The 22,873-nt window shown below is 37.2% G+C and carries 21 protein-coding genes; 8 read left to right on the top strand and 13 right to left on the bottom strand.

Going from position 1 to position 22,873, the window contains the following annotated elements; translation table 11 throughout:
- Nucleotides 1-27: 27 nt before the first annotated feature.
- The 4 genes from DBX24_RS08405 to DBX24_RS08390 all read right to left on the bottom strand — a co-directional run bounded on the left by DBX24_RS08405 (nt 28) and on the right by DBX24_RS08390 (nt 5,812).
- The gene (locus tag DBX24_RS08405) at nt 28-2,988 is read right to left on the bottom strand and encodes a tetratricopeptide repeat protein (RefSeq protein ID WP_160224573.1); all 2,961 of its coding nucleotides are present in this window, start codon (nt 2,986-2,988) and stop codon (nt 28-30) included.
- Between the two features lie 318 nt (nt 2,989-3,306).
- Entirely contained in the window at nt 3,307-3,666 is a 360-nt protein-coding gene (locus DBX24_RS08400) for a DUF488 domain-containing protein (RefSeq protein ID WP_120489074.1), read from the bottom strand.
- Nucleotides 3,667-3,747: 81 nt separating this feature from the next.
- A complete protein-coding gene (locus DBX24_RS08395; RefSeq protein WP_120489075.1) occupies nt 3,748-4,683 on the bottom strand; it encodes an ABC transporter ATP-binding protein in 936 nt (311 codons plus the stop codon).
- A 25-nt stretch (nt 4,684-4,708) separates the two neighbouring features.
- Nucleotides 4,709-5,812, bottom strand: a complete 1,104-nt coding sequence (locus tag DBX24_RS08390) for a M14 family zinc carboxypeptidase (RefSeq protein ID WP_160224572.1) — start codon at nt 5,810-5,812, stop codon at nt 4,709-4,711.
- Between the two features lie 357 nt (nt 5,813-6,169).
- On the opposite strand from DBX24_RS08390, the gene DBX24_RS08385 reads away from it, so the two are divergent.
- From DBX24_RS08385 to DBX24_RS08370, 4 genes are all read left to right on the top strand, one after another.
- Nucleotides 6,170-7,222, top strand: a complete 1,053-nt coding sequence (locus DBX24_RS08385; protein WP_120489077.1) for a TerC/Alx family metal homeostasis membrane protein — start codon at nt 6,170-6,172, stop codon at nt 7,220-7,222.
- A 154-nt stretch (nt 7,223-7,376) separates the two neighbouring features.
- On the top strand, nt 7,377-7,928 hold the full coding sequence (locus tag DBX24_RS08380) for a helix-turn-helix domain-containing protein (RefSeq protein WP_160224571.1): 552 nt from the start codon (nt 7,377-7,379) through the stop codon (nt 7,926-7,928).
- 59 nt (nt 7,929-7,987) lie between these two features.
- Nucleotides 7,988-8,953, top strand: coding sequence for a PhoH family protein (locus tag DBX24_RS08375; protein ID WP_160224570.1), 966 nt, complete (start codon nt 7,988-7,990; stop codon nt 8,951-8,953).
- A gap of 111 nt (nt 8,954-9,064) precedes the next feature.
- Nucleotides 9,065-10,201 carry a hypothetical protein gene (locus tag DBX24_RS08370; protein WP_120489080.1) on the top strand — a complete coding sequence of 379 codons (1,137 nt, stop codon included), beginning with the start codon at nt 9,065-9,067 and terminating at the stop codon, nt 10,199-10,201.
- Between the two features lie 32 nt (nt 10,202-10,233).
- Here DBX24_RS08370 and guaA read toward each other — a convergent pair whose 3' ends face one another.
- Complete coding sequence (gene guaA, locus DBX24_RS08365; protein WP_160224569.1) at nt 10,234-11,763, bottom strand: glutamine-hydrolyzing GMP synthase; 1,530 nt, start codon at nt 11,761-11,763, stop codon at nt 10,234-10,236.
- A 123-nt stretch (nt 11,764-11,886) separates the two neighbouring features.
- Entirely contained in the window at nt 11,887-12,240 is a 354-nt protein-coding gene (gene rplS, locus DBX24_RS08360) for a 50S ribosomal protein L19 (RefSeq protein WP_160224568.1), read from the bottom strand.
- Nucleotides 12,241-12,437: 197 nt separating this feature from the next.
- On the opposite strand from rplS, the gene DBX24_RS08355 reads away from it, so the two are divergent.
- Entirely contained in the window at nt 12,438-13,640 is a 1,203-nt protein-coding gene (locus DBX24_RS08355; protein WP_160224567.1) for a C1 family peptidase, read from the top strand.
- A 30-nt stretch (nt 13,641-13,670) separates the two neighbouring features.
- Here DBX24_RS08355 and queG read toward each other — a convergent pair whose 3' ends face one another.
- Complete coding sequence (queG, locus tag DBX24_RS08350; RefSeq protein ID WP_374210828.1) at nt 13,671-14,603, bottom strand: tRNA epoxyqueuosine(34) reductase QueG; 933 nt, start codon at nt 14,601-14,603, stop codon at nt 13,671-13,673.
- Between the two features lie 78 nt (nt 14,604-14,681).
- Between queG and DBX24_RS08345 the strand changes: the two genes are divergently transcribed.
- A complete protein-coding gene (locus tag DBX24_RS08345; RefSeq protein ID WP_160224566.1) occupies nt 14,682-15,194 on the top strand; it encodes a dihydrofolate reductase in 513 nt (170 codons plus the stop codon).
- A 6-nt stretch (nt 15,195-15,200) separates the two neighbouring features.
- Here the strand turns inward: DBX24_RS08345 and DBX24_RS09360 are convergent, their stop codons facing one another.
- The gene (locus tag DBX24_RS09360) at nt 15,201-15,347 is read right to left on the bottom strand and encodes a hypothetical protein (protein ID WP_221411194.1); all 147 of its coding nucleotides are present in this window, start codon (nt 15,345-15,347) and stop codon (nt 15,201-15,203) included.
- Nucleotides 15,348-15,517: 170 nt separating this feature from the next.
- Between DBX24_RS09360 and DBX24_RS08340 the strand changes: the two genes are divergently transcribed.
- Nucleotides 15,518-16,087 carry a DUF2892 domain-containing protein gene (locus tag DBX24_RS08340; protein WP_120489085.1) on the top strand — a complete coding sequence of 190 codons (570 nt, stop codon included), beginning with the start codon at nt 15,518-15,520 and terminating at the stop codon, nt 16,085-16,087.
- 41 nt (nt 16,088-16,128) lie between these two features.
- Nucleotides 16,129-17,172, top strand: coding sequence for an SRPBCC family protein (locus DBX24_RS08335; protein WP_160224565.1), 1,044 nt, complete (start codon nt 16,129-16,131; stop codon nt 17,170-17,172).
- Between the two features lie 111 nt (nt 17,173-17,283).
- Here DBX24_RS08335 and DBX24_RS08330 read toward each other — a convergent pair whose 3' ends face one another.
- The 5 genes from DBX24_RS08330 to DBX24_RS08310 all read right to left on the bottom strand — a co-directional run bounded on the left by DBX24_RS08330 (nt 17,284) and on the right by DBX24_RS08310 (nt 22,836).
- Complete coding sequence (locus DBX24_RS08330; RefSeq protein ID WP_160224564.1) at nt 17,284-18,813, bottom strand: flotillin family protein; 1,530 nt, start codon at nt 18,811-18,813, stop codon at nt 17,284-17,286.
- A 24-nt stretch (nt 18,814-18,837) separates the two neighbouring features.
- Complete coding sequence (locus DBX24_RS08325) at nt 18,838-19,407, bottom strand: NfeD family protein (RefSeq protein ID WP_160224563.1); 570 nt, start codon at nt 19,405-19,407, stop codon at nt 18,838-18,840.
- A gap of 103 nt (nt 19,408-19,510) precedes the next feature.
- Entirely contained in the window at nt 19,511-20,551 is a 1,041-nt protein-coding gene (locus DBX24_RS08320) for an acyltransferase (RefSeq protein ID WP_160224562.1), read from the bottom strand.
- Nucleotides 20,544-21,902, bottom strand: coding sequence for a DUF6056 family protein (locus DBX24_RS08315; protein WP_160224561.1), 1,359 nt, complete (start codon nt 21,900-21,902; stop codon nt 20,544-20,546). Before DBX24_RS08315 ends, DBX24_RS08320 begins: the two co-directional genes overlap by 8 nt.
- A complete protein-coding gene (locus DBX24_RS08310; protein ID WP_120489090.1) occupies nt 21,889-22,836 on the bottom strand; it encodes a glycosyltransferase family 2 protein in 948 nt (315 codons plus the stop codon). Before DBX24_RS08310 ends, DBX24_RS08315 begins: the two co-directional genes overlap by 14 nt.
- Nucleotides 22,837-22,873: the final 37 nt, after the last annotated feature.

Below are 22,873 nucleotides of genomic sequence, written 5' to 3'. Positions count from 1 at the left end.
AAAAATATGACAAATATTATAAAAACCTTATTTAATCAATTTCTTTATCTCTTTTGCTTCGGATATAATATCTGGGTAATCGGTATAATTCTCTATCAGCTGATCTACCATATAGCTCGCCTGATATTTATCTTTTAGACCGATATAATTTCTTGCCATTACAAGTAGTGCTTTCGCTCCCCAATACTCTTCAGAGGAATAGTTATTTGCCAGTTTAAAGACCGTCTCGTTTGAGGACTTATATGCCTTTGCTTTATTTTGGTAGAAAGCCTTTACATAGAGCGCCTCTGCTGCCACCTCAGTATTTAAAGACTTTTCTAATGAAGCATAAGCCTTTTGAGCCTCTTTATCTCTACCGCTGTTCATCAGAGAACGAGCCTTAATGACTTTTGCTATTTCCAGAGTAGAGATAGAATTATTCGGGGTAGAGATAACAATATCAGCATATTTTTCAGCTTGTTTAAAATCTCCCTGAGCAGCAAAGAGCTTCATCAGTTCCACAGAGGCAAAGGTTTTAATATTTGTATTTGCGGACTGGCTAAGCACTTCCAGATATTGTTTCGCTTCATTGGTTTTGTTTTGAGAGAGATAGATTTGTGCTATCCTCGTCTGTGCATCTTCCTGATAATCGTTTTGCACCTCTGCCACTTGATGAAGCACAGCAAGGGCTTTATTAGTATTCTTGGTTTGATACAGAGATTCTCCCAGCTCATACTGCGCCTGATAAAGTCCCTCACCAGCAGGATTCTTAGAGAGGTATTTCTCATAATAAACGATGGCGTTTTTATAATCCCTCTTAGCATAAAGGCTCCTTGCTGTACTGAGATTGATTTCATCTATATCTGAAGATTCTACACCCACACCTAGACTGCTTGCAAAAGTTTCATAACCTGCTACATCTCCTTTCTTTATAAACACAGGACGCGCAGCCTGTACTATTTTGCTGGCATAAGCTGAGTTTTTATATTGGCTCCCTAAGGTTCTCAATTCATTTAAAGCCTTCTCGTCCTGACCTTGTGAGATGAGATTTTGAGCCTTATAAATCTGTGCATTTGCAATTAAATCCTTATCAGAACTGCTTTTAATCACTCGGGAGAAATACTCATTAGAATGAGTGAAATCATCCTGCGAAGCATAAGCCGTCCCAAGCTCGTAGAGGGCATCATCTGTATATTCAGAGTTTGGATGCTTAGTGATGAGGGTTTTCAAGCTGTTGATTTTCGCTTGTGTATCACCTTTAAAGCCCAGCGCCATTGCTTTTTGGAAAAAGGTATAATCTTCAGAAGCCTCGGTTTTATCGTAGATGGCTATGGCTTCATTCAGTTCATTATCGGCATAGAAAGTATCTGCCAGCCTGAGCTCTGCATCGGATTTAAATTCAGGCTTAGGATTTTTGAGATATTCCTTAAAGTATTGCTTCGCTTTATCAAATTTCTTCGCTTTGAAGTAGGCATATGCAAGGTCATACGGCAACTGGTGCCTCTCTGGGAAGTCCTCCTTCAAAATTCGTTCATATCGCTCAATCGCAGAAGGATAATTCGCCTTATTATAATAGGTCTGCGCAAGCCAGTAGGTAGCTCGAGGGGTTATTTCCTTATTCTGATGCGTTTCCAAGCTACGGAGAAAGTATTTCTCTGCTTCATCAAAATTACCTTTATTAAACTCCTCCGTACCGAGTAAAAACGATACTTCTTGGTCTATTTTATCGGTTTCTGGTGTGGAGTTCGGGAGCTTATCAATAGCCTCCAAAGTCTCTCGATAGTTCCCCGAATAGAGGTAAGACTTCACGAGTAGGGACTTCATTTCTGCCACCTTTGGGCTTTTAGGATACTTCTGAATATAATCTTGTATCACCGCAGGAGCAGACTCAAAAGGGTTCCCTATATCATAGCTGAGCTTTGCATATTGCTCATTGGCGAGTTGCTGTACTTTGAGGTCATAATCCATCTGAAAAGCCGAGCGAAATGCCGAAAGCGCCTCTTGCTTTCTTCCCGTTTGCAGGTAAGCATTCCCCAGCTGATAGTAGGCGTTTTGTGCCATAGCAGAACTCGAATGGATGAGCTGATTATAATACGAAACCGCCTCTTCATACTTCTGAAGCTGGGAGCAAACGAAGCCCATCTCATACAAATCATTCTCCGTAGGGCTCTGCTGAGTATTGAGATAGAGTCTCAAATGAGGATACGCCTGCTCATAATCGCCTTTCATAAAGTAGCTCTCCCCTATTATCTTGTGTACTTCGGCTTTGTATTCATCTGAAATATCATAGCCCAGCAGTTCATTTCCTTCGGCTATTGCCTTATCATAATTCTTCTCATTAAAGTAGAGCTGCACATAGTAGGGTCGCACGAGCTGTGCATATTTCTCATCCTCTTTTATGCTATCAAAATATTGGAAAGCCTCCTTATTATCCCCCTCGGCATAGTGCAAATGCCCGAGCATATAGGCTACCTCTGCCCTGTGCTCTTCATCAATCTGATGATGCGCTTGGTTTAGGTCTCGGATTGCTCCTTTCGTATCGCCTATCATAAATTTTGCATAGCCTTTTTTAAGGATGTAGTCCGTATTTTCTTCCTTTGAAAGCTGATGCCCATCTACCTTCTCCAAAGTTTCTAATGCCTTAGCAAAATCTTTTTGCGTGAGGTAATAATCTGCCAGCGGAAGGCTTGCTTTTGCGAAATAGGCGGACTGAGGATAGTCCCTCATAAATGCCTCTAAGCCTTTCTCCGCATAATTTTTTTGGAGAATGACGCCCACAATCGCATCAAAAAACTGCGAAGCCTCCTGCCGCGAGTGCGAAAGATGCGAACTAAAAAAATATTGCCTCGCATACTCGTACTGCGAAGCGCTATAGATTTTCGTTTGATAAAGATTCTCTGCTAAGCCCCATCGATAATTTTCCTTATCGCTGAAGTATTTTGACTGCTGTGCACCGCCCAAAACAAAAGAAAGCACCGCCACAGAAAGAAAAATTTTATGAGTATTCATATCCTCTTGTATCTTTTTATTTTTTAGGACAACGAAAATAAGAAAAACTTATTACCCAACCACAATTAGCTTTTGGCTTTTAGCTCTTAGCTTCTAGCACACCTTGCAGGTGATGCACTTAGACACTCGTATGGGGAACACTTGGTGTGGTATATGGTGCACACGCATCATAGCCAGTGAGGCGCACCATAATCTGAGGAGCATTTACTTATTCGAGGGATGATTATTCATAGCATAAAGTAAGGTTTTTATACAAATTCACTATACACTAAGATACAATCTCTAATCGCTCACCTTGCTACTGCTATTATGATTAAGCTATAAAATATGATTTAAATAATCTCGTAAGATAGGGGCTTGTGAGTGCTGCTCATCTTTAGCTGCAAAGACTAAGGTAACCTTTTGCTGGTCTTTTACTCGGGTAAGGAAATCCTCTACAGCAGAGGAATTGGTTTTGAGCTCGGCATTATATTTTTGTACAAAAGCCTCCCAACGATTGATACTATCCTCGTGAAACCACTTTCTAAGTTCATTGGAAGGCGCCAAGTCTTTATTCCATTCATCGAGCTGCGCTTCTTCTTTTGTAATACCACGCGCCCAAAGTCTATCGATTAAAACTCTGTATCCATCTTCTGCGGATGGTTGCTCATAAATCCTTTTGATGAAAAATTTTTGCATAGTTTCTATTTTGTGTTTATAATAAGTTTTAAGATTTATTTACATTTGAAAATTATCGTATAATAAAGAATTTCTTGGAGATTAAAAAGAGATATTCACACTACCCACAAGCTCGTGAGAGGTATAAATAATGAGCTTTTTACCAATTAGTGATAACTTACTTCTATAAAAGGATCCAGAAAAACGAGACTCTAATACCTCTGCTTCCCAACCACCCTTTTCTATCACTCTCAATTCTGATGGATAATACATATTTTTACTAATACCCAACCTGTTTCTCTCCTCCTCTGAAAAGATATTAACCTCTCCAAAAAGTTTAGCTACATATTCATTTACGGGCTGTTGATACACAATTTCAGGAATATCGTGCTGTACAATTTTGCCTTGTTTCAGTATAATGATTTCATCCAACCAAGGCATTATTTCCTCAATTTCGTGAGTAGAGATAAGCATAGAAATTTCCTCTTTCTGTGCATATTCAAAGAGATTTTCTCTAAGCTCTACCTTTCTTGGATAATCGAGATTACTAAATGGTTCATCTAATAATATCAGTTTTTGAGGAACAGATAACGCTCGTGCAATAGCAACTCTTTGCTGCTGCCCACCACTAAGAAATTTGGGTTTCACATTTGTAAACTCTTCCATACCCACTACTCTTAACAGTTCATTTACCCGCTCTCGTTTGTAGTTTAAATCAATATTAGAAATGAACTTACCTACATTATCTGCCACGGTTGCATAGGGCATTAAATCATAGTCCTGCGCTACAAATTTCATCTCCAGCTCACCAGGAACAAGGTTTCCTTTAGGTCCCCAAAGAGGTTTCCCTTCAAGGAAAATCTCCCCCTCCTGCCAGTCATAAAGCCCATAAATAAGACTTAAAAGTGTGGATTTTCCACAGCCACTTTCACCTGCCAGTGCGATAATTCTCCCTTTATCAAAACTGAGATTGAGATTTTTAAAGATGGGCTTATCTTCCTCATAGGAAAATGAAAGATTTTTTATTTCTAATAACATAATATCAATTTAATATCCTGATAACTTATACTATATCAAAATTTTGTGGAGAATCGAGCTTTGGGAAGAGGCTTTCACTCTTAAAATACTTATCAGTACAATCAATTTCTTCCCAACCTTTCTTTCTGCTACAATCACCAACTTCCACTACAATAGGTACAAAGGAAATCTCCTGATTTCCTTCCAAAATCTGCTCCTGGTACTGTACTGCAATATCCAGTACACAATCATAATCCGTATTGAGCTTTACATTCCTATATATAATGTCAAAATGGTCTTCTTTATTTTCTGGCAAATTAAAATAATCCTCCCAGTCTTTGGTTGAATTTGTGAGCTCTGAAATGGCTTTTAAGCCGTAATACAATGCTATGGTATAATACTTTCTGGTTTGATGTCTTAAATAATCTTGCTCAAAATGACCACCCTCAAATAAAATTGTAGGGATTCCCATTTTAGTAAAGTTATCTCCTGTGGAAGTGGGGTAAAACTCATCTGTATACCTCGCGATATGGTGGGGGATAATCCTCTCCATTTGCTTAGAAATATAGCTGATAACAGCCATACTTTTTTTCCTCGTTTCGGTAATCTCCCGCTCTTCATTCTCAGATGGCGATAAAAAAGACATCGTTGCAGGGTGAATACCATCCGTACTGTATATTGTCCTTTGTTCGTGGAGATTAAATGCATAGTCATAATGCAAACTTGATACAGTTTCTTTTAGAACACGGATCTCCTTACTTGATTCTTTAAAAAAATCTCGATTCACATCTATATCAATAGCATTTCTTCTTGTCCACCTCTCAGAGCCGTCAGGATTGAGCATAAAAATAAAATCTAACTGTACTTTTTGGAAGATTTCATCTAATAATGCAGGATGTTTTTTCCAGGTTTCCAATAAATCAAGCATAGCAAGGGTAGCATTACTCTCATTTCCGTGCATCTGAGACCAGGCAATTATTTTTATTTTTCCAGTACCAAAACTCGCTTTGTAGATAGGTTTTTCTAAGTGAGACCTTCCTATTTCTTCATAATTACTGAGATTCTCCTGTACAAATTGAAACAACTTATTTGGGCGAATATAACGACAGGGAAAATGGGGCGATTGTATATAATTTTCTTCAAAAATCATTTTAACAATGTTAATTAACTTTTCAAAGATAATCTATTTAGCTTTAAAAAGAACTTATTTACATTTGTAATACAACATAAACGCCAATATGTGACATTTTGTCTGTTAATATTTTTGTTAATTAAATTATATTCAACAACAAACACTACAATAAATTAAATCAGTTAATTACAATTTTTATATAAAGCTATAAATAATATTAGCTTTATATAAAATACAAGTCTCTATATACTGTATAGTGATAAATTTGATAAACACGGCATACTTTCCAAAAAAATCTAATTAATCTATGTTTTACAAAAGTTAATCACAGAGAAATATTTAGTTTTTGTATCTTTGGTAGCTTAAATTTTAAAAATGTCGCACGAAAATATATTCTTAATAGGCTTCCTACTTCTTGTAGGTTTTATATTGGTTTTAGATTTAGGGGTTCTAAGCAAAAAAAATAAATCTATATCTGTAAAACAGGCAGCTTTTATGAGTGTTTTTGTAGTTTCGTTAGCAGCAGGATTTTATATTCTCTTACGATACTATGGCTTTTACATTCATAATATTACAAGCATTGAGAAATTAGAATATATCGTAAACAAGCATCACCACCCTATTCAGATTATTCCAGATAATTTAGATAAAAGTATCAGTATATATAATCAAAATCTTGCTGTGGAATTTTTTACAGGCTATATAGTAGAATATGCTCTTTCTGTGGATAATATTTTTGTTATGCTGCTCATATTTACCTCCTTTAATGTAGCCAAAGAGAATTATCACAGAGTGCTTTTCTGGGGGATTTTAGGAGCGATTGTAATGCGTTTTATCTTCATATTCTTAGGGGCAACCTTAATTAGTAAATTTGACTGGATACTCTATATTTTTGGAGGATTCTTAATTTATTCCGGAATTAAAATGTTTTTTGATAAAGATAAGAATGAAGAAATAGATATTCATAATCACCCTGTTGTAAAGTTTACAAGTAAATATTTTAATATACACCACACTTTTATTGAGCAGAAATTCTGGGCTAAAATTGATGGGATTTTTAAAATCACTCCCTTGTTTTTAGTACTTATAATCGTAGAATTTACAGACTTGATATTTGCTGTAGACAGTATTCCAGCTATTTTCTCTGTTACAAAAGACCCTTATATTGTATTTTTCTCTAATATATTTGCAATAATAGGGCTTAGGTCTATGTTCTTTTTACTTGCAGGTTTTGTTGATAAACTGAGATATCTCAAACTAGGTTTAGCAGTATTACTTACTTTTATAGGACTAAAAATGCTTTTCCATACCTATTTGGAGCATATAGGATTTAAAACTTTACATTCGTTAATAGCCATTATCCTTATATTATGTACAAGTATTATTGCTTCTCTACTAAACCCTGTAAAAAATTCTAATCTTGATTAATTTACAATATTATACACTATAAAAGTCTACATATTAGTTATATAATTTATTATTTCACATAACTAAATAGGGTCTTCCTCTGTTTATTTCACATTTGTATTCTTGTGATTTTGTAAATTATGTTACATTTGTAATATAATTAAATTTTACAATTATGAATATCAATAATAGGATAGCTAAAATTATTGAGCATTTCAGACTTTCCTCCTCCGAGTTTGCGGATGAGATTGATGCGCCTCGCTCTTCAATTTCTCATATCACTTCTGGGAGAAACAAGCCTTCCTTAGATTTTATAACTAAGGTAAAAGGACGCTTCCCTAGTCTACAATGGGACTGGCTGATTAATGGAGAGGGAGAAATGCTCATAAATGAAAAAGATTCTCAGAAAAACATTTCGCCATCAGATTTATTTTCTATTATAGATGATGAGAATTTCGGCAAAGAAGAGATCCCTACGATGCCCACAGAAATTTCTGATAAATCTGAAAACATTAGCCCTTCCAAACCTATTTCGCGAGAATTTCCTATTCCCATACAAGATGTGGAAAAGAAAAATATAAGCGATTCTCAGCCATTAGAAATTTCTCCTAAAAAGGAGGAAAATCCATCCCCTTTGGCTATGGAGCAAAGCAAAAAGGAAGAAAGTAAAATCAAAAAAATCATTTTACTTTATGAGAATGGTAAGTTTGAGAGCTTTGAGCCTTAAATAATCAATCGATTTTAATTTTTTATTTTATCTTTAAGCCCCAAAAAAAGATAAATTATATGTTTGAACTTGCCTACGAACTCGTAGATATAGACATAAAAGCATTTTACGGTATTAGAAATCAAAATTTTAATCTAATAAAATCATTCTTCCCTACACTTAAAATCACGGGAAGAGATGCCCATATTCTCGCTTTAGGAAATAAGGAAACCTTGGCGATTTTTAAGGAAAAAATGGATGATATTGTCGCTTTTCTGTCAAGGAATAATAGTATAAATATCAATGATATAGAAAACATCTTAGCTTTAAAAGACGAAACTGAAAAGGCATTGATTTTCGATCAGGATATTATAGTAAAAGGGGTGAATGGTAAGAGCATAAAAGCTAAAACTACAAACCTGAAACGCCTCGTGCAGCAAGTAGAAAAGAAAGATATGGTTTTTGCTATTGGGCCTGCGGGCACAGGGAAAACCTATACAAGCGTTGCTCTTGCAGCTAAGGCTTTAAGAGATAAAGAGGTAAAAAGGATTATCCTAACTCGTCCCGCTGTAGAAGCAGGTGAAAATCTCGGCTTCTTACCTGGTGACCTTAAAGAAAAGCTCGATCCTTATCTGCAACCGCTCTACGATGCCCTTCGGGATATGATACCTCACGAAAAGCTGGAATCATTCATAGAAAAGAGAATAATAGAAGTTGCCCCTCTTGCTTTTATGCGCGGGCGTACTTTAGACGATGCTTTTGTAATCTTAGATGAAGCTCAGAACACTACCCACGCACAAATGAAAATGTTCCTAACAAGAATGGGAATGAATGCAAAATTCATCATCACGGGAGACCCTTCACAAGTAGATTTACCACTAAAACAAAAATCAGGTTTGAAAGAAGCCATTAGGATTTTAGATGGTATAGAGGAGATTGGTTTCGTATATCTTACAGCAGAGGATGTAGTAAGGCATCCCGTTGTGAAAAAGATTATCAATGCTTATAGCGAAGAAGAAAAACGCCAAAGAGAAGCTGAAGAATAGCTGCTTAATAAACCCCTAAATATATATTCTCAGGCTAGAATGAAAGAAAAATATTTTTGGATAAGGCTCTGTATTTTTAATTTTCTAATAGTTTCCCTACTCGGAGTGATAATGAGGTATAATCTGCTCTATCCTATTAATGGTGTAGAGCATAAGTTTTTCAGGTTCTCTCATTCTCATTTTGCATTTTATGGCTGGGTAACTGCCTTGCTCTACTTCCTCGTGGCAGAGCATCTAAGGGATAGCCTTGGAATCCATATCAAAAAATATAAAAAACTAATGGTCATCAACCAGATTGCCTCCTACGGAATGATGTTTTCGTTTATGTACAGAGGCTATTTCTGGCTTTCGATTATCTTTGCTACCCTTGCCCTATGCGTAGGCTTTGCCTATTTTTCCTTCATAATGAAAGATACTAAAGGGAGAATTTCCTCCGAGCTCCCTTGGCTCAGGATGGGGAGTTTCTCTGCTTTATTCTCAGCAATCGGTATCTTCGTTCTCGCGTATATTATGGCGAGTAAGAAATCATTACCAGAGCTTTACAGAGCTGCTACTTATTTCTATATGCACTTTCAGTACAATGGTTTTTTCCTTCTCTCGTGCATTGGAATTATGCTGATAAGCCTTAGAAAAAAAGGAATCCAAATCTCTGAAAAGGCAAACGATACTGCTTTTCATCTATTGACAGCGGGCACGCTCGTGGGCTATGGCCTATCGGTGCTATGGCTAAGAGGAATCCCTACTTCTGTAAGTATTTTTCTTGGGTTCGTAGCTATTGCGCAGCTCTACGGATTCGGATTAATAGTAAAACTCATAAAAAAACACTGGCCCAAAATCTCTGAAGATTGGTCGGCGGTGCAAAAGCTGGCATTCCTCGTCTCTGGCACTGCACTCATCCTGAAATTCTTATTTCAAAGCATTTCCGTGATTCCAGCTTGGGCTTTTATATTTGATAATCTCAATTTTGTCATTGGCTTCCTGCATCTCGTTTTACTAATGGGAATCAGTCTTTTCCTCATCTGGAAAATCCTTGAGATCCGTATTTTTGAATTAAATAAAGGGGTAAAAGCAGGGATTTATCTAATGATTTTTGGCATTATCCTCAATGAAATCATACTCGGCATAGCGGGGCTCTACCCCATTCCCTATCTTTTAGCTCCGAAAGGCCTGCTCCTCGCCTCTCTTATCATAATGACTGCGCTCATCATCCTGAACCTAAGTATTAGAAGAAATAAAAAACAGCCTTAGAAGTATATCTAAAGCTGCTTTTTGTTGAGAACTTATTCCCATTCTATGGTTGCTGGTGGCTTGCTGGAAATATCATAAACCACTCTGTTAATCCCTTTTACTTCGTTGATGATTCTACTGGATACCGTCTCGAGGAGGTCATAAGGCAGTCGGCTCCAAGTTGCCGTCATAAAGTCTATGGTATTTGCCGAGCGCACTGCAGCGGTATATTCATAGGTTCTCTCGTCTCCCATTACCCCGACAGATTTCACAGGGAGGAGTACCACAAATGCCTGAGAAACGCTATCGTATAGCTGGTTCTTATAGAGCTCTTCGATGAAAATATCATCTGCTTCTTGCAAGATTTTCACCTTTTCTGCATCTACTTCACCTAAAATTCTGATGCCTAAGCCCGGCCCTGGGAACGGATGCCTATGCACCAAGTGATGCGGAATGCCGAGCTCCTCACCTACTTTTCTCACCTCGTCTTTAAAGAGCTCTCGAAGAGGCTCGAGGAGTTCTAGCTTCATATCTTCTGGCAGCCCCCCTACATTATGGTGAGATTTGATGACCGCAGAAGGGCCTTTCACCGATTGGCTTTCTATCACATCTGGATAGATTGTGCCTTGTGCTAAGAACTTTGCACCCTCTAATTTATTGGATTCCTCATCAAAAACAGCGATGAATTCATTGCCTATAATTTTTCTCTTTTGCTCTGGATCTGAGATGCCTTTGAGTTTATTGAGAAACCTTTGGGAAGCATCAATCATTTTAATATTCATATTGAAATGCTCGCCATAGTTTTCCATTACTTTTCTGCCTTCATCTTTTCTGAGCAAGCCTGTATCTACAAATATGCAGGTGAGCTGGCTGCCAATTGCTTTATGGATAAGAACCGCTGCCACCGATGAATCTACCCCACCCGAAAGCCCTAAAATTACCTTCTCACGGCCTACTTTTTTGCGGATTTCTTCTATGCTTCGGTCTATATAGTTTGTAAGTTGCCAGTTTTTCTCTGCTTTACAAACCTTAAAGATAAAATTCTCTATCATCTTCTCTCCTTCTTCTGTATGAGAGACTTCAGGGTGGAATTGTAGGGTATAAATCTTCTGCTTTTCATTCGCCATAGCAGCGATGACACCTGATTTTCCAGAAATCTCAAAACCTTCTGGAGGAGTTTCTACTTCATCAAAATGGCTCATCCATACTGTAGAAGTCTGAGAGATTCCTTCTAATACGGAATTGGTTTTCAGTATTTCAAAATTAGCTTTTCCATACTCACCTTTCTCGCCTTTCTTCACCTTTCCACCGAGGAGATATGCAGTGAGCTGCATTCCGTAGCATATCCCAAGCACTGGAACTCCTGCTTCAAAAAGGGCTTTATCTACAAGGCAGGCATCGGGTACATTTACGGAGCTGGGCCCACCAGAAAGGATAATCCCCACAGGCTTGCGCTCTAAAATCTCATCGAGAGGAGTATCAAAAGGCAAGACTTCTGAATACACGCCTAAATCTCTTACTCTCCTTGCAATTAGCTGATTGTATTGAGAACCAAAATCAAGAATAATAATTCCGTTATTCATTTTATATTTTTTATTAAATTTTAAAAATTGCCCAAATGTAAGGCTTTAAGATGGAAGGATAAAATCACTTATTTTATAAAAAAAGCACTCAATACTGAGTGCTCTTGTGTTTTCATTAAAGGATTACTTTTTAAAAGCAACATCTTTAATTCTTGCTTTCTTACCTCTAAGGCTTCTGAAGTAGTAAATTCTTGCTCTTCTTACTTTACCTCTTCTTTCTACCTCAATTTTTTGAAGTGCAGGCATATTGATTGGGAATACTCTTTCTACGCCTACATCACCACTCATTTTTCTGATGGTAAATGTCTTGGTAGCACCTGTCCCTCTCAACTGGATAACAACACCTTTAAAGAACTGAGTTCTGGTTTTGTTACCTTCCTTAATTTCATAATACACTGTGATGGTATCTCCCGCTTTGAATGCAGGGAAATCTTTTTTTGCGATGTACTTGTCCTGTACGTACTTTACTAAATCCATTATTAGTTAAAAAAAATTGTTAAAGCTAAACAACATACACGGCTCTCGTCAGAGGTTGATTAACAGGTTGCAAAAATAAAAACTTTTTCCAAACCTGCAAAAAATATTTCATTTAATATTTATTACATTTGTGCGGCTTTAAAAACAGCCAGCTTTTAGGGCTTTCACAAGTATTGAAACATAAAACAACTTATATAATGAATAAAACAAAACTCACACTCGTTGCATTACTTTCATTGGGAAGTATGCTATTTGCCCAAGACAATTTGGTAAATAGCTTGAAAAACAATCAATCTGAAAATCCTGATTTTCAATTTACGATTATCAAAGAGAATGGTGTAACTTCCGTAAAAGATCAAGGCTCATCTGGCACTTGTTGGAGCTATTCTGGCAATTCATTCTTAGAATCTGAGATGATTAGAATGGGAAAAAAGCCAGTAGATTTAGCAGAAATCTTTACTGCAAGAAATGCTTACCACGATAAAGCTAAACTCTATGTACTCAATGATGGTACTGGAATCTCTTGGGGAGAAGGCGGTGCTCTACACGATGTTATCAATATGTACAGAAAATACGGTGCTGTACCTCAGGAGGCTTATACAGGCCTGAAAGACGGCAAAACCAGAAACAACTTCTCTGAAATGACTGCCGTATTGAAATCCGTACTCGATGCTTATGTAAAAAATCCTGCTAAGAAGCTCTCTCCAAACTGGATGGATAATGTAGATATGATTCTCGATTCCTACTTGGGGCAATACCCTTCCTCTTTTACCTATAATGGAAAGAAATACACCCCTCAGTCCTTTGCTAAGGAGGTAGTAGGCATTAATCCAGATGATTATGTAGAGCTCACTTCTTACAAGGACTATCCTTACTACAAGCCGTTTGTGGTGCCCGTACCTGATAACTGGAGCCACGACAGGCTTTGGAATATCCCTATGGAGGAGCTTACTACTATTATAGACTATGCCGTGAAGAATGGCTATACCGTAGGCTGGGCTACCGATGTCTCCGAGCCTTATTTCTCCTATAAAAATGGAGTAGCTTATGTACCCGATATTGATTTAAATAACATTAATGCCGCTACCAAGGCTGAACTTTTCAAAGGTCCAAAGCCTGATAAAAAAATCACTGAGGATATGCGTCAGTTGGGGCTTAATGACCTCACAACTACAGACGACCACGGTATGCAGATTACAGGATTGGCAAAAGACCAAACGGGTAAGGAGTATTATGTAGTGAAAAACTCTTGGGGTACTACGAATGACTATGATGGCTATCTGTATGTAACCAAGCCTTATGTACAGTTTAAATCCACCGCTATATTAGTTCACAAAAATGGTATTCCTAAGGATATCCTCAAAAAGCTAAAACCAAGCACCAGTCTCAACTGGCAATAATGAAAGAACGCCCTCAGTATCTGGGGGCTTTTATTTTTTCGTTCGGTTGATGAAGTCTATATTTCTTTTAAGTCCAGCGAGCTTAGCCCTCTTCACTGCCGACTTTCTAAAAATCTCCGAGAAGAGTTCCTGAGTAATCTCCTCCCACTCTATCTTATCCGCGTGTTGAAGATGATGATTCGGGCTAAATCTCGGCTGGTTATGAGGCAGAGAAAACCTGTTCCAAGGACATACATCTTGGCAGATATCACAACCAAACATCCAATCCTCAAGTTTATCTTCAAATGTGGAGGGGATTTCATCTTTCAGCTCTATGGTAAGGTAGGAAATACACTTGCTCCCATTGATAATCTTATCAGACACAATGGCTCCCGTAGGGCACGCATCGATGCACTTTCGGCACGAGCCACAGTGGTCGGTAGTCGGGTAGTCAGGCTCGAGATCCAAGTCGCAAATAATCTCCGAAAGCACAAAAAAAGATCCTCTCTTCTTGGAGATGAGCAAAGAGTTCTTCCCTATCCATCCGAGCCCTGATTTCCTTGCCCAAGCCTTCTCCATCACAGGAGCAGAATCCACGAAAATCCTAAAACCAAAGTCGCCAATCTCCTCCAAAAGCTCGGAAACCATCTCCCGAAGCACAGATTTCACTACATCGTGATAGTCCTCACCGTAAGCATACTTGGCGAGATTATAATCCATCTGGATTTTCTCTTGGGGAAAGTAGTTGTATTTTAAGGAGATTACGGATTTTGCGCCCTCCACCAATAGCCTCGGATCGAGGCGCTTGTCTATATTATTTTCCAGAAAGCTCATCGCACCGTTATAGTTATTTTTGAGGTAATTCTCAAGGCGTAGAGCTTCCTCCTCGAGGAATGCTGCTTGGGAAATACCACAACCATCAAAACCAAATTTCTCGGCTTTCTCCTTTATCAGTCTCGTGTATTTCTCGGCATTGCTCATCATTATTGCCTGCAAAACTACATTATTTTTATGAAAGCCCTCCTCGTTTTCCTATCTTTGCGCCTTGTATTTTAAATGGATATGACAACAATTATCGTGGCTATGGGGAGGAATAATGCCATCGGGAAGGGGAACCAGCTTCTCTGGCATCTCCCTAAGGATTTAAAACATTTTAAGGAACTTACCAGCGGGCACCCCATCATTATGGGGAGGAAAACCTACGAGAGCATTGGCAAACCTCTGCCAAACCGAACCAATATTGTGGTGTCTCAGAAGAAGGACTGGTTTCAGGAGGGCGTTCTCATTGTGGGAAGCCTAAAAGAGGCTGTGAAATTTGCCAAAAAGATAGATGAAAATATCTTCATCATCGGGGGAGGAAAGGTGTATGAGCAGACTATCAATCTTGCCGATAAGCTGGAAATCACCCTCGTAGATGCCGAAATAGATGGCGATACCTTTTTTCCAAAAATCAACCCAGAGAAATGGATAAAAGTTCAGGAAACCCATCACCACAAAGATGAAAAACACGCTTACGACTTCAGTTTTCAGACTTTTATTAAGAAAGAGGGCGATATCCATTTAACTAAGGATTAATCTCATCTACCCAAAGGAGAAATCCATCTGGATTATATACTCATCTATATGGATAAAGAGGAAATCCATCTGGATAATGTGCTCATCTATGTGGATGAAGAGGAAATCCATCTGGATTATAGATAAATCCATATGACTATTCTCCTCATCCATCTGGCTTATCTATCATCCCTGATAGATGTATTTAAATATAAGGTGGGAAGCTCCCCCATTTAAATGGAAAATGGTAATAGGAAGAAAACGGAGCAATGCCCTCAATTTGCTTTAAATAAAAGGTAGAAAGCCTCAATTTTTTTTATCTTTGCGCCACTTAATTTTATAAGATGAATAAGAATATAAAACTGATTTTTGCAGTACTGATGATGGCTCTTGGGCTATGGCTGATGCTGGGAACGAGGAGTATTGGCTGGGGCATTGTGGTCTTCCTGCTTTCGGGCTTCCCCATCCTGTTTTACTTTAAGAATGAATATGTTTTGCTCGCATTCTGGCAGCTGAGAAAGCAAAATATGGAGAAAGCGGGTGAATGGCTCATAAAAATAACGGATTATAAGGTGCAGCTCCATAGATCTCAGTTCGGCTACTATCATTATCTTCAAGCCCTTACGCTGGCACAGGACAGTCCTGCAAAAGTAGAGCCTCTGATGAGAAAAGCCCTCGAGTATGGGCTCAATATGAAGCAGGATAGGGCTTTGGCAAAGCTGAATTTAGCTGCCATTGCCATCTCCAAAGGGAGAAAACAGGAGGGGCAAAAGCTCCTCGAGGAGGCTAAGAGCTTGGACAGTGCAGGGCTAATGACGGAGCAAATAAAAATGATGAAAGACCAGCTGAAAATGCCGTCTATGCAGAAGCATATCCACAACCCGAATATGAGAAAAAGAGGGAAGTATTTCTAAAATCTCCTGTTTTTTAACGCTCTTTTTAAATCCTTTAACAGATGCGTCGGTTTCAGTATTTCCTGCTCGTCATCCTCCTTGTCTTCGGTGGTTTTGCAGTTTTCAAACATTATAATACCGCTGGGGAGATTCATATTTTTGTTGTACAAAAGGAAATCCCTTATCCATTAGAAAAGGTTTATCCTCAGTTTAGCAATTTCCAAAATTTCACACGGTGGAATCGCTATTTCTCAGATGAAAAGAATCTTGGGATAGACTATTTCCAACCTTATGAAGGTGTGGAGAGCTCTATCTACTTTAAAACAGAAAAAGGAAAACGAAACGGGGAAATGTACATCCGTGCTGAGAAACCTTATGAACTTTTAAAGTATGAACTCTTTGATACCAATACCTCTAAACCTTACCTTATTACAGTAAGATTTATAGAAACACCATCTGGGAACACAAAAATAGTATGGAGGATACGAACCCCAAAACGAACCCTAATTGAAAAGTATTCTGACTTCTGGGAAGATAAAACCAGCATCATCTACCTCGATAAAAGCCTGAATAATCTTACGGATATACTGGCAAATAAGGTAGATAGAGACAGGCAAATCAATACTATAAAATACGATAGTATTATTGTAGAACAAGGCAAGGAAGGTGTATTGCTTGGCATTAATTCTGGTGCGAAAAATAAGAAGGAAGAGCTCTTCCCATCCATAGTGAAAGACTACAACAAGGTCTATAATTTCGTAACCACCGACCTTGAAAAGCGAGAAGACGAGGTGGGATTTCCCGTGCTCATAGCCTCTACCGACAACTTCCACCAGAAAGAGGTTTCATACTACTTGGGAATCCCTGTATCCCACAAGGTAGAGGTGAGTGATAACAACTTCAGCTTTAGAAATATGAAGAATGAAAAGCTCTACTCGATATTCTACAAAGGAAAGTACGAAAACCGAAAGCCAAGCATAGATAAACTCCTCCAAAAAGCGAAAATGGATAACCTGAGACACGGCAATATAATGGAGACCTTTATCTCCCACCCCGAAGAAGACAAAGATGTGATGATAAAATTCTCAATTCCTGTTTTCAGGTAGGTGGATTTCCTTCTTGGGAATGTTGCTAAACTCGTAAGAGACATCACTTATATAAAGAACCTCCTTCTCATCATCGAGAGGGAGGTTTCTTATGATAAAATAAGCCTGTTTTTAATCTTGAGCTTCGTTGTTTTGCTCCTTAGCCACAACGGATGAGTCTCCAATTGCTTTGCTTTCCTCCTTTCCTTTCAGGTATTCTGGGAGGCTAAGCCCTGCCATATTAAATAAATCATTGAGCGGAGGTACGGTCTTCATCATTCCAGAGACGAAGTTCGCAGTGGAAGTATTTCCATCGGCATTGGTTCCGCTATCCCAAACCGTAACCTTATCAATCTTAATATTTTTAACGGCTTCCACTTGGGTTTTGACAAGCTCTGGCAATTTCTCGATGAGCAATAACTGGAATGCGGAATTGGTATCACCACCCGCAGCTTTTACTACTTGGTCGTACCCCTCAGCCTGTTTGGTAAGGATTTCAAGGAGACCTTTTGCTTCGGCTTCCATCTTGAGGTAGATAGCATCCGCCTCACCTTTGGCTTTGAGCCTGATCTTCTCGGCTTCGGCTTCAGCGTCTATAATGGCTTTCTGCTTGGAGATTTCAGCAGGCACCACGATATTGGCATTCTGTGTAGAGCGCTCTCTTTCAGCTCTTGCGGTTTCTGCTTTTTCCTCTGCGAGGTAAGATTCTTCCAGAGCTCTTGCTGCTTGTACCTTCTCAGCGGTGATGGCTATTTTAAGAGCTTCGGCTTCTTTCTCTCTCCTTTGAGCATCGGAATTGGCAATGGTAATTTTTGCCTCGTTCTCCCCTTTTACAGCCAGGGAATTGGCAAGAGAAGTCGCAATCCTTGATTCCTTCTCTGCCTCTGCCTTACCGATGGACTCGTCCTTAGCCGCAGAAGCAATGCTAATCTCCCTATCCTTTTGAGTGATGGCGATTTTTACATCCCTATCCCTATTGGTTTCTGCGATTTGTACATCTTTTTCTCTATCGGCTTCGGCTTTCCCTGTCTCCCCTATTTTCTCCTGCTCGGCTACGGAAATCTTAGCTTCGTTAATAGCCTTAGCAGCTGCCTCTTTACCAAGTGCCTCGATATAGCCTGACTCATCTTTAATATCGGTTACATTCACATTAATGAGCTTTAAACCAATTTTTTTGAGCTCTGTATCTACATTCTTCGAGATATTGTCGAGGAACTTATCTCGGTCGGAATTAATTTCCTCAATCGTCATCGTAGCGATAACCAAACGAAGCTGCCCAAAAAGGATATCCTTGGAAAGCTCTTGAATTTGGTCAGGAGTAAGCCCCAAAAGCCTCTCAGCAGCATTGCCCATAGTATCTGCCTCCGTAGAAATTGCGATAGTAAAGCGGCACGGAACATCTACACGGATATTCTGACGAGAAAGTGCATTGGTGAGATTTGCCTCAATGGAGATGGGTTTCAAATCCAAATACGCAAAATCTTGAATAACGGGCCACACGAATGCGCCCCCACCGTGGATACACTTGGCAGAACTACCACCCGTTTTTCCATAAATGACTAAAATCTTATCCGATGGACATCTTTTATACCTTGAAACCAAGGATACAAAAGTTACAAACAGCACGAATACAAGTGCTAAAATTAGAATGAATACTGGCATATTGTGAAATAATTAATGATTGATTTATATTTTTTCTACTACTAAGATTTCATCTTCTATTTCTATTACTTTTACAAACTCACCAGAGGAAATATCTTCTCCTGAGCGAGTAATGGCGTAGAGCTCGTGATGAGTGCCCTTTAATGAGATGAGAACTTTTCCTTTAGCTGCATTGTGGGCAGGGATTTTAAGATAAACCTCTCCTACTTTGCCTTTTAAAGCGGATATATTGAAAGTATTGTCTTCCGAGAGTTTTAAAATCTGCTTTAGGATGAAGAAAAACAACAGCACAAAACCTATACCTACCACTCCTGCGAGAAGGCTTAGGAGAATCTTATTCTCAAAGGTTGGATAGAAGGCAATACCTGTCCAGCTAAACCCTAAAAGGAAATTTACCAAATTCCTAAGAGAAAAAAGCTGAAATGGCGCATCTGTACCATCGAAATCTCCATCAAAATCGGTATCTATACCGTCTGAACTATCGCTCCCAATGAAAGTAAGCACCATCTGAACAACAAACACCAAACTACTCCCCAAAGCGATATACCAAAAAGCCTGATGTAACGCATCTAAATGATCTAAAAACTGAAACATATCCCTATTTTTAAATGCCTAAATATAGAGTTTTTTGGGGATATGGGCAATTTATAACAAGGTGATCTTTATAAAATTTTTCTTTCTATTAGAGGAGAGAGAATTACATTATTAATCTTTTTAGTATAGGAATTTTACTCAAAGAAATAATAATAACTGTGGAAATAAAAAGTGTAAATAATGAACACAAAAATATAAATAATAAAATGCTGATAGAAACTGATTCTATATAAACATATGAATATAGTATCTTATACACATAATGTAAGACAACTACATGAATAAAATAAATCCCAAAAGAATAATGCTCTATTAACTTTACTAATTTTAACATTTTTGGCTGCCAATATTTCATCAATAAGAAAAGGCTTGTGGACATTATTGCCACATTAAAAGTTTGATAAAGGGTATAACCGGTATAAAATCTATTTTCTAAATGAGATAAATAATAAGTCATTAAAAAAGTAAATATGACAACCAGAAAATAGATAATTGCGTGTATGTATGTATGTATGTATGTATGTATGTATGTATGTATGTATGTAAAACCAAACTTACTCAAGTAATAACCTAATATTAAATAAAAAATATAACCATCAAAATTTATAAAACTAATAGTTATTTGACTAATTCCATATTGCCTTGCCAGCATAACGATAAAACTAACTACAAGTAAATATTCCAAAGACCTCTTAGATGCTGTAACAGTAAATTTTCTCAAAATTGGAATAAAAGCATACAGCCCAATAATCATATACAAATACCAAAGATGATATGCACTACCATTTAATAAATTATTGATAAATACTTTAAGCAATTCTATATCAAAACTTAATAAGCTATCTTTATAATACCAACAAGTATAAATTAAACTCCAAAAAATAAAGGGAATAAAAATTCTATTCAGTCTTTTAGTAATAAATAGTTTAACAGACTCATCTTTTCCCAAGAGTAATGCTCCAGAAATCATAATAAATACAGGCACACAAAACCTTACACTACTATTAATAAATGTAGCCAATGCCCAAGTCTCATCATTTACATTACCATAATCCATAGATATAAAGCCCACCGTATGCAAAACAATAACAGCAATAGTTGCTATTACTCTTAGATAAGAAATATAATCTTTTTGATTATTCATTGGTTCTAATACTCCTTATTTTATAATATTTAGACACAGATATATTGATATAATGCTTTGTATCATCTGTAATATCTTTAAATAGAATAGTTCTTGGCTCTTCTTTTATTGGAGGGACAATACATTCATCACAAGTTTTTACTAGTTCTTTTCTTGCTTCCAATTGCTCTTTATACCTTCTAACTTTTCCAGAGAAAATATCAGAATAAATAAGTTGGAGGTTACTCTCAATCTGGAAAGAATTTTTAGGTATAAATAAATAAGCAGCTAATACCCCTGTCCCAATAATAAAATACTGCAACTTTGAAATTCTATGATTATAAGTCTCATAAAAAAGGTAGGATAGTATAAACACAAAAATCATTGAAAAGAATATTAACAGATTCTCTACGCGAGGAGGTGGGTAGTAGGTTAGCTTATAAATCGTAATGAATGAACCTATAAAAAGTAAAGCATTATAAAATAAAAATATAAATAAAGGATTTCTAAGATTCTTATGAAGCCTAATCTTAAGTTCTGTAACCCTAAAAAGAAGGAGAAAAAGAATAAAAGCAAAAATGAGATATCTGAGATTAATAGCTAAAATCTTTCTTAAAGCCATTATAAAAACATCTAAAAGAGATAAATCAGCCTCTTTTATCGTAGCTCTTGCAGCATTACCTGGACTCAGAGCTATAAATAGAACAATACAGGCAATCCAACTCGTTAACAAGAAATAGTACCTGCTAATCTTTTTATTCTCCACAAAATAAGCTAGCATAAAAAAGAAAGTAATAATCCCTGAAAATGCGATTAGTAATTCACTACAACCACCTATTATAAAAATACAAAATACCCCAAAAAAGAAATTTTTCAGCAGACTTTTATGTTTATAAATCCTTAGCAAACAAGACAAATAAAAAATGAATACAATAGATGGCAAGAAATAAGTAGCACTCCCCGCCAGCCAAAAATAATTCTCCACAAGAGAGGTTTGCAATAAGGTATAAATAGATATAATACTCAGATTTAACAAGAAGCGAATTCTATTATTTTCTACTCCTGCATCTTTCAATACTCGTAGATTTGCAAAATAAAAGAGGATAATATAAAAAATAGGATAAATCCCAAAATACTGATCAGTACCAAAGCTTAAAGGGCTTGTGATGAGGAAAGCTGTAGCCATATACCGAGAAGACCATCTATTATAAAAATCAACTTGCGTTTGTATAAATCCTTCAAAACCTTTATAAGATTCCATTCCGTAGGAAAAATCATCAGAAGAAGGATAAGTGTAAAAACTTAGATAAAACAGTGGTAAGATAACGATAAGATTGATAATAAACAATACCGTTAGTTTATTTAGTTTCATTTTTTAATAATTTTTCTACAATATATCTCGGTCTTCTTTTTACTTCCATATAGATTCTACCGATGTATTCTCCGAGTATCCCGATACCAATCAACTGTACCCCACCGATAAAAAATACCGATACAATAATAGATGCATAGCCGTGTTCTTCGATGCCAAAAAAGAATTTTTCAATAATAACTTTTGTACCTAGAATAAAGGATAAAAAAGCAATAAAAGAACCAATGTATAACCATACACGAATCGGCATTGTAGAAAAAGAAGTAATCCCATCTAATGCCAGATTCCAAAGTTTGAGACCATTAAATTTAGTATTTCCAGCTACTCGTTCCTCACTGTTATATTCTATAATTGTAGAATTAAAACCTACCCAATTGAAAATCCCTTTCATAAAGAGCTGATTTTCCTTGAGCCTTAATATCTCATCTACTACTTTCCTTGTCATCAGGCGAAAATCTCCTACATTAGGCTCCAATTTTACTTTAGAAATCTTGTTATAAACCTTATAAAACTGTCCCGAGGTAAACTTTTTTAAGAATCCATCTTTCTCTCTTTGTTTTCTTTTTGCTAAAACCACATCATAGCCTTCCTCATATTTCTCTATCATTGTTTTTGTAACCATCAGTGGATGCTGTAAATCTACATCTATTGGGATGACAATATCTCCCTCTGAATGTTCCAAGCCAGCAAAGAGTGCATTCTCCTTCCCAAAATTTCTGGATAAACTAACGATTGTAATATTAGGCTGTGTATTATACAACTTCTTTAGTATTTCTCCTGTCTTATCCTTACTTCCGTCATTTACAAAAACCAGCTCATAGGAATATAGTTTATTATTAATTTCAGTATGAAAGAAATTATGAAATTCTCTATAAAAAATATCAATGGTATCCTCTTCGTTATAGACAGGAATTACAAAACTTATACGCTTCAAGATTTATTATTTTCTTATGGATGGGCAAAGATAAAAC

It is taken from the genome of Bergeyella cardium, assembly GCF_009914665.1.
GTDB classification, from domain to species: Bacteria; Bacteroidota; Bacteroidia; order Flavobacteriales; family Weeksellaceae; genus Bergeyella_A; species Bergeyella_A cardium.
The sequence above is the reverse complement of the archived record's forward strand: the minus strand, read 5'-3'. Positions and strand labels throughout refer to the sequence as shown.

Coding starts and splice junctions, on each gene's coding strand:
- DBX24_RS09360 (WP_221411194.1), bottom strand. CDS start 15,347: ATGGATGAGGAGAATAGTCATATGGATTTATCTATAATCCAGATGGAT.
- DBX24_RS08390 (WP_160224572.1), bottom strand. CDS start 5,812: ATGATTTTTGAAGAAAATTATATACAATCGCCCCATTTTCCCTGTCGT.
- DBX24_RS08375 (WP_160224570.1), top strand. CDS start 7,988: ATGTTTGAACTTGCCTACGAACTCGTAGATATAGACATAAAAGCATTT.
- rplS (WP_160224568.1), bottom strand. CDS start 12,240: ATGGATTTAGTAAAGTACGTACAGGACAAGTACATCGCAAAAAAAGAT.
- DBX24_RS08315 (WP_160224561.1), bottom strand. CDS start 21,902: ATGAAACTAAATAAACTAACGGTATTGTTTATTATCAATCTTATCGTT.
- DBX24_RS08355 (WP_160224567.1), top strand. CDS start 12,438: ATGAATAAAACAAAACTCACACTCGTTGCATTACTTTCATTGGGAAGT.
- DBX24_RS08335 (WP_160224565.1), top strand. CDS start 16,129: ATGCGTCGGTTTCAGTATTTCCTGCTCGTCATCCTCCTTGTCTTCGGT.
- DBX24_RS08340 (WP_120489085.1), top strand. CDS start 15,518: ATGAATAAGAATATAAAACTGATTTTTGCAGTACTGATGATGGCTCTT.
- DBX24_RS08395 (WP_120489075.1), bottom strand. CDS start 4,683: ATGTTATTAGAAATAAAAAATCTTTCATTTTCCTATGAGGAAGATAAG.
- DBX24_RS08405 (WP_160224573.1), bottom strand. CDS start 2,988: ATGAATACTCATAAAATTTTTCTTTCTGTGGCGGTGCTTTCTTTTGTT.
- queG (WP_374210828.1), bottom strand. CDS start 14,603: ATGATGAGCAATGCCGAGAAATACACGAGACTGATAAAGGAGAAAGCC.
- DBX24_RS08385 (WP_120489077.1), top strand. CDS start 6,170: ATGTCGCACGAAAATATATTCTTAATAGGCTTCCTACTTCTTGTAGGT.
- DBX24_RS08400 (WP_120489074.1), bottom strand. CDS start 3,666: ATGCAAAAATTTTTCATCAAAAGGATTTATGAGCAACCATCCGCAGAA.
- DBX24_RS08325 (WP_160224563.1), bottom strand. CDS start 19,407: ATGTTTCAGTTTTTAGATCATTTAGATGCGTTACATCAGGCTTTTTGG.
- DBX24_RS08370 (WP_120489080.1), top strand. CDS start 9,065: ATGAGGTATAATCTGCTCTATCCTATTAATGGTGTAGAGCATAAGTTT.
- DBX24_RS08320 (WP_160224562.1), bottom strand. CDS start 20,551: ATGAATAATCAAAAAGATTATATTTCTTATCTAAGAGTAATAGCAACT.
- DBX24_RS08330 (WP_160224564.1), bottom strand. CDS start 18,813: ATGCCAGTATTCATTCTAATTTTAGCACTTGTATTCGTGCTGTTTGTA.
- guaA (WP_160224569.1), bottom strand. CDS start 11,763: ATGAATAACGGAATTATTATTCTTGATTTTGGTTCTCAATACAATCAG.
- DBX24_RS08380 (WP_160224571.1), top strand. CDS start 7,377: ATGAATATCAATAATAGGATAGCTAAAATTATTGAGCATTTCAGACTT.
- DBX24_RS08345 (WP_160224566.1), top strand. CDS start 14,682: ATGACAACAATTATCGTGGCTATGGGGAGGAATAATGCCATCGGGAAG.